The sequence below is a fragment of the Saliniramus sp. genome (assembly GCF_035311605.1).
Taxonomy (GTDB): domain Bacteria; phylum Pseudomonadota; class Alphaproteobacteria; order Rhizobiales; family Beijerinckiaceae; genus Saliniramus.
The window spans coordinates 1-12107 of record NZ_DATGCW010000152.1; the positions used below are offsets into that span (position 1 = coordinate 1).

Here is a 12107-nt window from a genome sequence, read left to right on the forward strand (position 1 = left end):
CATGCCTGAGGGTGCGCATCGGCGCATCGTCCTGATCGATTCCGCTTCGCTGGTCGTGCCGCGCGACGCGGGGCAGATCGTCATCACGGGCTCGCACGGGGCCCTGTTCGGCGATAACCCGATGAACGCGCTCAAATTCGACGCCGCCTTCGCCGCTTTCAACGATGCGGGCGGCGGTGTTGGAGTCTCGCGACTGCCGGCATTGCAGGGGCGCGGTATTCCAGCGGTGACGGTTTCCGCCGCATCGGCGCGAATCGGGGATGCCCGCTCGACCTTCGAGGAGGGCATCGTCTCGGCGGCCAATCCGGCAGCCCTGTCGCGGGGCGTGAGGATCGGCGAGAAGCTACACGATTGCGTGATCCGGCTCGCCTCACTGCCGTAACGGAAAGTGTGGTTACGGAACATAAACCATCCTGTTGCATTCTCATCACAGGATTAACGCTCACGCAGAAGTCAGCGGAAATGGCGCGTGTTTGCCTTTATTGACGCGTTGAAGGTTCAATCGTCGTTGTCTTTTGCCAAAAGGATGTCATGTCCCATCTCCGCGCTTCCCAACTCACCCGTCGCGTCTTTCTGGCGGGCTTGCCGCTGACGCTCGCCGCTTGTGCTTCCGCCGGTCGCTCGGCCCCGCCTGCGGTCCGGGCTGTGAATGTCGTGGATCCGTTCTACGCATCGATGTACAGGGCGATCCAAGACGAGCCGTTCCCGGTTCCGGCGATCGACGTTTCGCAGGTTGATCCGCGCTTCCTGCGTCAGGAAGTTGAATTCACGGGACCGGAAAGCGCCGGCGACATCGTCGTCGACCCGTCACGCCGCTTTCTATATCTCGTGCGCGAGAATGGCCGGGCGCTGCGCTATGGATGCGGCGTCGGGCAGGCCGGATTCGATTATGAAGGTGATGCTGTGATCGCGCGCAAGGCTGAGTGGCCCCGCTGGACGCCGACGCAGAACATGATCCGTCGCGAGCCGGAGCGCTACGGCCCCTTCGCGGGCGGCATGGAAGGCGGGCTCGACAATCCGCTGGGTGCGCGGGCATTGTATCTCTTCAAGAACGGACGCGACACGTTGTACCGCATTCACGGCACCAATGAGCCCTGGTCGATCGGCCAGTCGGTGTCATCAGGCTGCATCCGGCTCTTCAACCAGGACATCATCGATCTGCATCGCCGCGTGCCGACCGGGACGCGGGTCACGGTGCTGACCCACGGAGCGCGTCACCGCACGCGCGAGGCGCTCGTCTGATCTTCCGGCCCGGTCGTCGCCCGGGCCGGTTTCTTTCCGTGATCAATGGTTGTCGCGCGGTGCCCCCTGACTCTGCGCGATCCGCTGATATTTGACCGCCGGCTTGAGCACCATACCCTCGGAAAGCTGGTCGGCCATCGTGCGCTGGATTTCCTGCCACGGGGTCTGGCTGGCCGGATACGGATAGCCGCCGCGCGCTGCGAGATCCGCCCGGCGCCGTTCCAGTTCCTCTTGCGAAATCAGGATATCCGCGCTGCGCTTGCGCAGGTCGATGCGGATACGGTCCCCTGTCTGCAACAGCGCGAGCCCGCCGCCAACAGCGGCTTCCGGCGACGCGTTCAGGATCGAGGGCGTGCCGGATGTGCCCGACTGACGCCCGTCGCCGATGCAGGGAAGGGAGAACACGCCGCGCCGGATCAGCTCACCCGGCGGCTGCATGTTGACCACCTCAGCCGCGCCCGGATAGCCGATCGGCCCGGTGCCGCGCATGATGAGGATGGTGTGATCGTCGATGCCGAGCGAGGGATCATCAATACGGTCGTGATAATCCTCCGGCCCGTCGAACACCGCGACCTTGCCCTCGAAGGCATCGGGGTCCTGCGGATCGTCGAGATAACGCTTCTGGAATTCGGGCGAGATCACGCTGGTCTTCATGATGGCCGAATCGAACAGCGTGCCTTTCAGGTTGAGGAAGCCGGCCTGCTGGCGCATCGGATCGTCATAGGGTCGGATCACGTCGCGATCCCAGGTGAAGCGCTCGCGATAATTCTCGCCGGCCGTGCGGCCATTGGCCGTCAGCGCGCCTTCGTGGATCTTGCCCCGCGCGATCAGCTCCGCCATCACCGCAGGCAGGCCGCCGGCGCGATAGTATTCCTCGGCCAGATAGTCGCCTGCAGGCTGCACGTTGACGAGCAGCGGGATGTCGAAACCGACCGTCTCCCAATCATCACATGAAAGCGGCACGCCCATATGGCGGGCAATGGCGTTGAGGTGGATCGGTGCATTGGTCGAGCCGCCGATGGCGGAGCAGGCGATGACAGCGTTCTCGAATGCCTCGCGGGTGAGAATGTCGGACGGTTTGAGGTCCTCCCAGACCATCTCGACGATCCGCTTTCCAGTATCGTAGGAGGCCTGGCCGCGCTCGCGATAGGGGGCCGGAATCGCCGCCTGTCCGGGCAGGCTCATGCCGAGCGCCTCGGCGAGGGCATTCATGGTGGAGGCTGTGCCCATCGTGTTGCAATGGCCGTTCGAGGGTGCGGAACTGCGAACGATTTCGAGGAATTCCTCGTAATCGATCTCGCCGGCCGCGTGACGCTCGCGCGCTTTCCAGACCACCGTGCCCGAGCCGACGCGCTCGCCGTTCATCCAGCCGTTGAGCATCGGGCCGACATTGAGATTGATCGCCGGAATGTTCACCGTCGCCGCCGCCATCAGCAGGGCGGGGGTGGTCTTGTCGCAGCCCGTGAGCAGCACCACCCCGTCGAGGGGGTACCCGTATAGCACTTCCACAAGCGAGAGATAGGACAGGTTGCGGTCGAGCATCGCGGTGGGACGCTTGCCGGTTTCCTGGATTGGATGGCAGGGAAATTCGAAGGCAACACCGCCCGCTGCCGCGATGCCTTCGCGTACCCGCTTGGCCAGATCGGTATGGTGGCGATTGCAGGGCGAGAGATCGGAGCCCGTCTGGGCGATGCCGATGATCGGCTTTCCGCCCTGCAATTCCTCGCCGGTGAGGCCGTAATTGAGATAGCGCTCGATATAGAGCGCGGTCATTCCCGGATTATCGGGATTGTCGAACCACAGCCGCGAGCGCAGCTGCTCCGGCGTGATCACCTTCGCACGGCTTGATTTCTGATCGTCCGAAGCGCTCTTGAACATCCCGCGTCTCCTCCCGTCATTGGCCCGAGCCACCCCGGCGGCGTCATGCGCCGTCTTCTGCGCAGGGGTGGCTCGTCTTCGTTGATGACGACAGGAGAGCACGAGCCCGGCGGTCAGACAATCGCCGGGAAATGCCAATACCGCCTCGGGGCATCGCGCCCGCCGATGCGCCCCTTTAGAGCCCGAGCATCAGGCGGATGTTCTGTACGGCTGCACCCGAGGCGCCCTTGCCCAGATTGTCGAGCCGGGCCACCAGCACGGCCTGGGCGTATTCGGGGTGGGAAAAGACGCGCAGCTCCATCCGGTCGGTGCCGTTGAGCGCCTCCGGTTCGATGCGGGTTTCAGTCTGTGCCGTGATCACCCGCACGAGGCCGCCATCACCGTACCAGTTGGCCAGCGTCTGCTCCAGATCGCTCGCGCTTGCACCACCCAGAAGGTCGAGATGCAGCGGGATCGAGATCAACATGCCCTGACGGTATTTGCCGACGGACGGGATGAAGATGGGGCGCCGCGCCAGTTTGGTATATTTCGTCAGCTCCGGCAGATGCTTATGCGAGAAATTCAGCCCGTAGAGCGCGAAGGGTGGCGCGTCGCCCTGCTCGTACTGCTCGATCATCTGCCGCCCGCCGCCGCTGTAGCCGGATACGGCATTGATGGTGACGGGGAAATCCTCCGGCAGAAGGCCCTTTTCCACGAGCGGGCGGATCAGAGCGATCGCACCGGTCGGGTAGCAACCCGGATTGGAAACGCGGTCGGCCGCCGCGATCATCTGCGCCTGGCCCGGCTCCATCTCGGCGAAACCGTAGACCCAGGCGTGATCGGTGCGGAAGGCCGTCGAGGCATCGAGAATGCGTGGGCGGGCGCCTTCGAGCGAATCCGCCATCGCCACGGCTTCGCGGGCCGCGTCATCGGGCAGGCAGAGCACGACCAGATCGGCCTCACGCATCATCTCGCGCCGCGCCTGCGCATCCTTGCGCCGAGCCGGGTCGATGCTGATGATCTGCGCACCGGCCACCGCGCCGAGCTTATCGCGGATCTCGAGCCCGGTCGTGCCGGCTTCACCGTCGATGAAGATCTTTTTCGTCTGATTGTCCTGCGGGCTGGTCATGGTCGTCTTCCGTTTCTGGAGCGATGCGATCGCGTACTCGGTTCGGTCAATGATTTCGGCCTGGGGGCGTATCCGGCGCGCATGAAAAAAGCCGCACGAAACGCGCGGCTTGCCTGGGCGGATTTCAGAAGAAAACGCGCGTCATCGCAGCCGCTGGAGGGCGGTGGTCATACGTCGGCTACGGCGTTCAAAATGCGTATACATGGCGAGATCAATGCGTTCGCCCGGACGCTTTGTCAAGCGAAAGTGGTGGCTCGACAGGGGCTCAGGCGCGAGACCAGTTTCTGGGAAAGAACAATCCCTTGATGCAGGCCGGGTTTCTCACGGCGATCTGGACGTGGCTCCTGCGATGAATGCCGCTTCCCGGAAAGGCCTTGCCGCCTTCGACGAACATGCCGCGCACCGTATCGAAGGGTTCTGTATCGGGTGTCTCATCTACCATTTCGTGCAGATGACGCAATACCGCGCAATCGAGAAAGCGCAGCAGCAGATCATCTTTCTCCGTGCCGTCCGGGTTCCGATTGGTCGGTAATTCCAGCCCGGAATGCCTACGAATCTTGACGAAGGCGTCGTATGCATTTTTGACCAATTCGACATCTTCCCGCGAAACCAGATCAAGGCAGTTTCGCAGGTCGACAACGGCGCCAATCACGCTCGGATTCTCGTATTCGCCTCTTTGCTTCTTCCACTGTGCCCATTCGAGGGCGCGAAGCGGATCCGACTCCCAGAAATACGCGCCGGGACCGAGCCAGTCGTAGTCCTTCTCGCTCTGGATGACATCGGCCCCGTCGAGCACGGCCTCCGTCGCAACGGAAGCATCACAGCCGTGGAAGCCGAGAACGAAGGATGTGGCGAGGCGTCCCAAGGCAGGTTACGCCGTAACGAGCTTCTTTCGCTTGCCAGAAGCGGGTTTGCCACCGCCGGACTTGCCACCACCGAACTCGGCTCGTAGTTTTCCTTTCTTCGTATAGATGCCTTCCTTAATGAGCATCTCGCGAGCAGCCTGCTTCGAGGTAAGCGCCTGTTTTGTGCGCTCAGCGATCGTTTTGAGTATCTTCTCGTTACGCTGTGCACGATCCATCATCCGCCTGATACCTCCACGATAGTGTCGAAATCGCGAGCCACTGATACGTATATTAAAGATTGCATATTCTTGCAGGGGTTTCCTGCGCCGACAAGCCTCCGCCTGCCCTGCGCGACGAAAAAGGCCCCGGATCGCTCCGGGGCCTCGTAACGGGTATCGGCGCGGGGCCGGGAAGCCGGATCAGAAATCCATGCCACCCATGCCGCCCATGCCGCCGCCGCCCGGCATCGCAGGAGCCGATTCCTTCTTCGGCAGCTCGGCGACCATCGCTTCGGTAGTCACAAGCAGGCTTGCGACGGAAGCGGCATCCTGGAGCGCCGTGCGCACGACCTTCGCCGGATCGACGATACCGGCTTCGAGCAAGTCGACGAAGGTCTCGGTCTGGGCATCAAAGCCGAAGGTGGCCGATGAGTTCTCGTTGATCTTGCCGATCACGATCGAGCCCTCGACACCGGCATTGTCCACGATCTGACGCAGCGGAGCCTCGAGCGCCTTGGAGACGATCTTGATGCCGGCCATGATGTCATGGTTGTCGTCGGTGAGCTTGTCGACCGCGCCCTTGGCACGCAGGAGTGCGGTGCCGCCACCGGGGACGATACCTTCCTCGACCGCCGCACGGGTGGCGTTGAGGGCATCGTCGATGCGGTCCTTCTTCTCCTTCACCTCGATCTCGGAGGAGCCGCCGACGCGGATCACTGCAACGCCGCCCGCGAGCTTGGCCAGGCGCTCCTGGAGCTTTTCACGGTCGTAGTCCGAGGTGGTTTCCTCGATCTGGGCCTTGATCTGCGAAACGCGGGCTTCGATGTCGTCCTTCGAGCCGGCACCGTCGACGATCGTGGTGTTTTCCTTCTCGATGCGCACGTTCTTGGCGCGGCCGAGCATGTCGAGCGTCACGTTCTCGAGCTTGATGCCGAGATCCTCGGAAACGGCGGTGCCGCCCGTGAGGATGGCGATGTCCTCAAGCATGGCCTTGCGACGATCACCGAAGCCGGGTGCCTTGACGGCAGCGATCTTCAGGCCGCCCCGCAGCTTGTTGACGACGAGCGTGGCAAGTGCCTCGCCCTCAATGTCTTCGGCGACGATCAGCAGCGGCTTGCCGGACTGGACGACAGATTCGAGGATCGGGAGCATCGGCTGCAGCGAGGTCAGCTTCTTCTCGTGGATGAGGATGTAGGGATCCTCGAGCTCGGCGACCATCTTCTCGGAATTGGTCACGAAATACGGCGAGAGGTAGCCACGATCGAACTGCATGCCCTCGACGATATCGACTTCCGTTTCAGCGGTCTTGGCTTCCTCGACGGTGATGACACCCTCGTTGCCGACCTTCTGCATGGCATCGGCGATCATCTGGCCGACCAGCTTGTCGCCATTGGCGGAGATCGTGCCGACCTGGGCGACTTCGCCGGAGGAATTCACCGGACGGGCGCGGTTGCGGATGTCCTCGATGGCAGCCTTGACGGCCATGTCGATGCCGCGCTTGAGGTCCATCGGGTTCATGCCGGCGGCGACCGACTTGGCGCCTTCCTTAACGATGGCGTGAGCCAGCACCGTGGCGGTAGTGGTACCGTCACCGGCGGCATCGTTGGTCTTCGAGGCCACTTCGCGCACCATCTGGGCGCCCATGTTCTCGAACTTGTCGGAAAGCTCGATTTCCTTGGCAACCGTCACACCGTCCTTGGTGATCCGCGGGGCGCCGAAGGATTTTTCGATCACGACGTTACGACCCTTGGGGCCGAGCGTGACGCGTACGGCTTCAGCGAGAATTTCGACGCCGCGCAGCATCTTGTCGCGCGCTTCCGTCGAGAATTTGACTTCCTTGGCAGCCATTTTGACACTTCCTTTTGGAATTTCGGGATCACCGGACGCCCTGATCGGGCCGGGATCCCATCTGTTTCAGCGTTGCGGCGGCGCCTTGCGATGCGTCTCGCCACCGGGTTCGACAGCAGGCCGTGCTTACGCGACGACGCCCATGATGTCGGACTCCTTCATGATCAGCAGGTCTTCGCCGTCGATACGGACTTCGGTGCCGGACCACTTGCCGAACAGAACGCGGTCACCCGCCTTGACGTCGAGCGCGGCAACCTTGCCGGTCTCGTCACGCGCACCGGGACCGACGGCGACGATTTCACCTTCCTGCGGCTTCTCCTTGGCGGCGTCGGGAATGATGATACCACCCTTGGTCTTCTCTTCCGCTTCGATGCGGCGAACCACGACACGGTCGTGCAGGGGACGAAAATTCATGTGTGCGTCCTCGTTTTCTCTGGCGTTGGGGCCCGGTATGCGCTACGCGAGGCCCCGATTGAACACGCTGCTAGCACTCGCAGTCAGTGAGTGCCAGCGCTGGGGTGGACATAAGCGCGGCGCTGCATTCTGTCAAGACATTCGCCCTTGCATGAGGACATTGCTGCGCCGCCGGTTTGCCAAGGCGCATATGGGTCTTGTGCGCGCGGGCGGTTGACCCGCGTCGGATGCAGCCCAGAATGAACACAAACCAGCCGTCCCTGACAACAAGGCGCAAACATGAGCGAAACGCCCCGCAACCATGAATCCGCACCCGAAAAGGCAAAGGCTTCCCCGGGCAAGCCGCCGCGTGTCGGCCTGTTCGTCACCTGCCTCGTCGATCTGATGCGTCCGTCGGTGGGATTCGCCGCGGCGCGGCTGCTGGAGGAAGCGGGCTGCACTGTGCATGTGCCGGCGCAGACATGCTGCGGCCAGCCGGCCTATAATTCCGGTGATCGCGGCACCACCCGCGATCTGGCGGAGCAGGTGATCGATGCATTTGCAGGCTTCGATTACGTCGTGGTGCCTTCAGGCTCCTGCGCCGGCATGATCCGCACACATTACCCGGAACTCTTTCACGACGATCCGAACTGGCTGCCGCGCGCGAATGCCCTCGCCGCCAAGACCTATGAGCTGACGAGTTTCCTCGTCGACGTGATGTTCCATACCCGCACCGGTGCCAGCTTCCACCGGCGCGTGACATATCACGATTCCTGCGCCGGCCTGCGCGAGCTCGGCGTCCAGAACCAGCCGCGCAAGCTGCTCGCCGGGGTCGAGGGGCTCGAACTGGTCGAGATGCCGGAATCTGACGTCTGCTGCGGTTTCGGTGGAACCTTCGCAGTGAAATACGGCGAGATTTCCAACGCCATCGTCGAGGCGAAGACGAAGAATATAACCGATTCCGGCGCTCCGGTCCTGCTCGCCGGCGATCTCGGTTGCCTGATGAACATGGCGGGCAAGCTCTCGCGCGACGGCAAGACGGTCGAGGTGCGCCATGTCGCCGAGGTGCTCGCCGGCATGACGGAGGAACCGGCGATCGGGGCGCAGGACTGACGGCAATCTGCCGAGGCCTCGACCGGTGATGCCGGGCGCCGGATCGGCGCCATTGCAATTCGCGGCGCGATGGTTCAAACGGATGCGCAAAACAGGTCCGGCTTCCGGCGCATGCCCAGTGGTCGGCGCCCGGCCCCTCCGCCGTCGAACTGGCACGTATCCATGACCGAGCAGATCCGTCCCGACAATCCCGTTTCGATCCGTCGCACCTTCGCCATCATCTCGCACCCTGACGCGGGCAAGACCACGCTGACCGAGAAGCTCCTGCTCTTCGGCGGCGCGATCCAGCTCGCCGGTGAGGTCAAGGCCAAGCGCAACCGGGTCAACACGCGCTCGGACTGGATGAATATCGAGCGCCAGCGCGGCATCTCGGTGATGACCTCGGTGATGACCTTCGAATATGACGGGCGCGTCTTCAACCTGCTTGACACGCCGGGCCACGAGGATTTCTCGGAGGATACCTACCGCACGCTGACCGCAGTGGATTCCGCCATCATGGTGATCGACGCTGCCAAGGGTATCGAGGATCGTACCCGCAAGCTGTTCGAGGTCTGTCGCTTGCGCGACATCCCGATCGTCACCTTCATCAACAAGATGGACCGCGAGACGCGCGATCCGTTCGACCTGCTCGACGAGATCGAGAAGACGCTCGCACTCGATACGGCGCCGGTGACCTGGCCGATCGGGCGCGGCAAGGATTTTGCCGGCACCTACAACCTCGCGCAAAACACCATCCGACGCCTCGATTCCGAGGTGGAGGCGACGCCGGTATCGGGGCCGGAAGACGTGGTGTTCGACGAATTGCTCTCGCAATACGATGTCGATGAATGGCGCGAAGAGGTGGAGCTGGCGCGCGAGGGGCTGCGCCCCTTTGACCTCTCCGCCTTCCGCGAGGGGCATCTGAGCCCGGTCTTCTTCGGCAGCGCGCTGCGCAATTTCGGTGTTCGCGATCTGATCGATTCGCTCGGTGCCATCGCGCCGCCGCCGCGTGCCCAGGAGGCCGAGGGGCGCATGGTCGAGGCGGATGAGCGCAAGATGACGGGCTTCATCTTCAAGATCCAGGCCAATATGGATCCCAACCACCGCGACCGCATCGCCTTCATGCGCGTCTGCTCGGGCAAGCTGACGCGGGGGATGAAGGCGAAGCTGGTGCGCACTGGCAAGCCGATCACTTTGTCTGCGCCGCAATTCTTCTTCGCCCAGGACCGCGCCATCGCCGATGAGGCCTATGCCGGCGACGTGGTCGGCATTCCCAATCACGGGACTTTGCGCATCGGCGACACGCTGAGCGAGGGCGAGCAGATCGTGTTTCGCGGTGTGCCCAGCTTCGCCCCCGAGCTCATGCGCCGCGTCAAGATCAGCGATGCGATGAAGCAGAAGAAACTGCGCGAGGCGTTGCAGCAGCTCGCGGAGGAGGGCGTCGTACAGCTCTTTATCCCGTTCGACGGTTCGGGCGCCATCGTCGGCGTGGTCGGCGCGCTGCAGCTGGATGTGCTCAAGGAGCGGCTGGGGGCCGAGTATAATCTGCCGATCGATTACGAGCCGGTGCGCTTCAGCATCTGCCGCTGGGTCGAGGCGGATGACCGGGCCGAACTCGACAAGTTCATGACCGCGAACAATTCCGCCATGGCCAACGATCTTGACGGGGCCCCGGTCTTCATGGCGCCGTCGCCCTTCTCGCTGCAATACGATGCCGAGCGCTGGCCGGCGATCCGCTTTACCGACGTCAAGGATTATCAGCGCAAGTCGGATTGAACGGCGACTACGTATGTATCGCGATGGCGGGCGGATTGTGCGGATGCGACAAGGGGAGAGAAGGCAACCTCTGTCGCAAAGCGCCCGATGGACAAGCAAACACAGTTCAACATCTGGTACTGGGTCGCGGCTCTTGCCGGGCTGATGCTGTTGCAATTCTTCCTGACGACGGGTCAGGTCGCGCAGATCAGCTATTCCGAGTTCCAGCAGTATTTGCGCGAAGGTCGGATCGCGCAGGTCGAGGTTTCCGAGCGCCACCTCCGCGGCAGGTTTGATCCGCCGCTTGCCGGCGGCGAGAGTCAGTTCTCGACCGTGCGCGTCGCGCCCGAAATCCTCGATCGCCTCGCGGAGCATCAGGTCGAGGTCGTCGGGCGGATCGAGGATACGTTCCTGCGCGATCTGCTTTCCTGGATGCTGCCACTTCTGCTTTTCATCGGTATCTGGATCTTCCTGCTGCGCCGGATGGCCGGCGGCATGGGCGGGGGGATGATGCAGATCGGCAAGAGCAAGGCCAAGATCTACGTCCAGACCGATACCAAGGTCAGCTTCGACGACGTCGCCGGGGTGGACGAAGCCAAGGACGAGCTCAAGGAGATCGTCGATTTTCTCAAGGACCCCGTGGATTATTCGCGGCTGGGCGGGCACATGCCCAAGGGCGTGCTCCTCGTCGGCCCGCCGGGCACCGGCAAGACGCTGATCGCGCGCGCTGTGGCGGGCGAGGCGCAGGTGCCGTTCTTCTCGATCTCCGGCTCGGAATTCGTCGAGATGTTCGTCGGTGTCGGCGCGGCGCGGGTGCGCGATCTGTTCGAGCAGGCCCGCAAGCACGCGCCGGCGATCATCTTCATCGACGAGCTCGACGCCCTCGGGCGGGCGCGCGGCGCGGGCCCGAGCATGGGTGGCCATGACGAAAAGGAGCAGACGCTGAACCAACTGCTCGTCGAGCTTGACGGGTTCGACGCCTCGATCGGTGTGGTGCTGCTGGCGGCGACCAACCGTCCTGAAATCCTCGATCCGGCGCTGCTGCGCGCCGGACGGTTCGACCGGCAGGTGCTGGTTGATCGGCCCGACAAGATCGGCCGCGCGCAGATCCTGCACGTCCATATGAAAAAGGCTAAGCTTGCCGATGATGTCGAGCCCGAGAAGGTCGCGGCGCTGACGCCCGGTTTCACGGGGGCGGATCTGGCCAATCTGGTCAACGAGGCGACGCTGCTTGCCACCCGCCGCAAGGCGGACGCGGTGACGCTTGATGATTTCAACAACGCCATCGAGCGCATCGTCGCGGGGCTGGAAAAGCGGAACCGGTTGCTCAATCCGAAGGAGCGCGAGGTCGTCGCCTATCATGAGATGGGCCATGCGCTCGTTGCGCTCGCGCTACCCGGCGTCGACCCGGTCCACAAGGTCTCGATCATTCCGCGCGGTGTGGGCGCGCTCGGCTATACCATCCAGCGCCCGACCGAGGATCGTTTCCTGATGACCCGCGAGGAGCTGCTCGATAAAATGGCGGTGCTGCTCGGGGGCAGGGCGGCGGAGTGGGTCGTCTTCGGGCATCTCTCTACCGGCGCTTCCGACGATCTTGCCCGGATCACCGATATCGCGCGCGCCATGGTCACGCGCTACGGCATGTCGGAGAAGCTCGGCCACGTCGCGCTCGAGAAGGAGCAGCGCGGTTACGTGGCGCCGGGGAGTTATGGCTATGGCAATGGCCAT

The 12107-nt window shown here is 63.3% G+C and carries 10 protein-coding genes and 1 pseudogene; 5 read left to right on the forward strand and 6 right to left on the reverse strand.

Going from position 1 to position 12107, the window contains the following annotated elements:
* A pseudogene (locus tag VKP01_RS07200) lies at positions 1 to 382 on the forward strand (hypothetical protein); the annotation flags it as partial.
* A 149-nt stretch (positions 383 to 531) separates the two neighbouring features.
* On the forward strand, positions 532 to 1242 hold the full coding sequence (locus tag VKP01_RS07205; RefSeq protein WP_324411479.1) for a L,D-transpeptidase: 711 nt from the start codon (positions 532 to 534) through the stop codon (positions 1240 to 1242).
* A 42-nt stretch (positions 1243 to 1284) separates the two neighbouring features.
* On the opposite strand, the gene VKP01_RS07210 is transcribed toward VKP01_RS07205, so the two are convergent.
* The 6 genes from VKP01_RS07210 to groES all read right to left on the reverse strand — a co-directional run bounded on the left by VKP01_RS07210 (position 1285) and on the right by groES (position 7553).
* Positions 1285 to 3120, reverse strand: a complete 1836-nt coding sequence (locus tag VKP01_RS07210) for an IlvD/Edd family dehydratase (protein ID WP_324411480.1) — start codon at positions 3118 to 3120, stop codon at positions 1285 to 1287.
* A 175-nt stretch (positions 3121 to 3295) separates the two neighbouring features.
* Complete coding sequence (argC, locus tag VKP01_RS07215; protein ID WP_324411481.1) at positions 3296 to 4228, reverse strand: N-acetyl-gamma-glutamyl-phosphate reductase; 933 nt, start codon at positions 4226 to 4228, stop codon at positions 3296 to 3298.
* A gap of 265 nt (positions 4229 to 4493) precedes the next feature.
* Positions 4494 to 5093: a hypothetical protein gene (locus VKP01_RS07220; protein WP_324411482.1), complete on the reverse strand. Its 600-nt coding sequence runs from the start codon at positions 5091 to 5093 to the stop codon at positions 4494 to 4496.
* A 6-nt stretch (positions 5094 to 5099) separates the two neighbouring features.
* Positions 5100 to 5312, reverse strand: a complete 213-nt coding sequence (locus tag VKP01_RS07225; RefSeq protein ID WP_324411483.1) for a hypothetical protein — start codon at positions 5310 to 5312, stop codon at positions 5100 to 5102.
* Positions 5313 to 5492: 180 nt separating this feature from the next.
* Complete coding sequence (gene groL / locus VKP01_RS07230) at positions 5493 to 7139, reverse strand: chaperonin GroEL (protein WP_324411484.1); 1647 nt, start codon at positions 7137 to 7139, stop codon at positions 5493 to 5495.
* A gap of 126 nt (positions 7140 to 7265) precedes the next feature.
* Positions 7266 to 7553 (reverse strand): co-chaperone GroES, encoded by a 288-nt coding sequence (gene groES, locus VKP01_RS07235; RefSeq protein WP_324411485.1) that lies wholly within the window; start codon positions 7551 to 7553, stop codon positions 7266 to 7268.
* 279 nt (positions 7554 to 7832) lie between these two features.
* On the opposite strand from groES, the gene VKP01_RS07240 reads away from it, so the two are divergent.
* The 3 genes from VKP01_RS07240 to ftsH form a co-directional block, all read left to right on the forward strand.
* A complete protein-coding gene (locus VKP01_RS07240; protein WP_324411486.1) occupies positions 7833 to 8645 on the forward strand; it encodes a (Fe-S)-binding protein in 813 nt (270 codons plus the stop codon).
* A gap of 162 nt (positions 8646 to 8807) precedes the next feature.
* Entirely contained in the window at positions 8808 to 10400 is a 1593-nt protein-coding gene (locus VKP01_RS07245) for a peptide chain release factor 3 (RefSeq protein WP_324411487.1), read from the forward strand.
* An 87-nt stretch (positions 10401 to 10487) separates the two neighbouring features.
* A partial coding sequence (gene ftsH, locus VKP01_RS07250) for an ATP-dependent zinc metalloprotease FtsH (protein ID WP_324411488.1) occupies positions 10488 to 12107 on the forward strand: 1620 nt, incomplete at its 3' end.

Bases quoted from the DNA above. Each gene is read 5' to 3' on its own strand.
- VKP01_RS07240 (WP_324411486.1), top strand. From the start codon at position 7,833: ATGAGCGAAACGCCCCGCAACCATGAATCCGCACCCGAAAAGGCAAAG.
- groES (WP_324411485.1), bottom strand. From the start codon at position 7,553: ATGAATTTTCGTCCCCTGCACGACCGTGTCGTGGTTCGCCGCATCGAA.
- VKP01_RS07205 (WP_324411479.1), top strand. From the start codon at position 532: ATGTCCCATCTCCGCGCTTCCCAACTCACCCGTCGCGTCTTTCTGGCG.
- VKP01_RS07245 (WP_324411487.1), top strand. From the start codon at position 8,808: ATGACCGAGCAGATCCGTCCCGACAATCCCGTTTCGATCCGTCGCACC.
- groL (WP_324411484.1), bottom strand. From the start codon at position 7,139: ATGGCTGCCAAGGAAGTCAAATTCTCGACGGAAGCGCGCGACAAGATG.
- VKP01_RS07225 (WP_324411483.1), bottom strand. From the start codon at position 5,312: ATGATGGATCGTGCACAGCGTAACGAGAAGATACTCAAAACGATCGCT.
- VKP01_RS07210 (WP_324411480.1), bottom strand. From the start codon at position 3,120: ATGTTCAAGAGCGCTTCGGACGATCAGAAATCAAGCCGTGCGAAGGTG.
- argC (WP_324411481.1), bottom strand. From the start codon at position 4,228: ATGACCAGCCCGCAGGACAATCAGACGAAAAAGATCTTCATCGACGGT.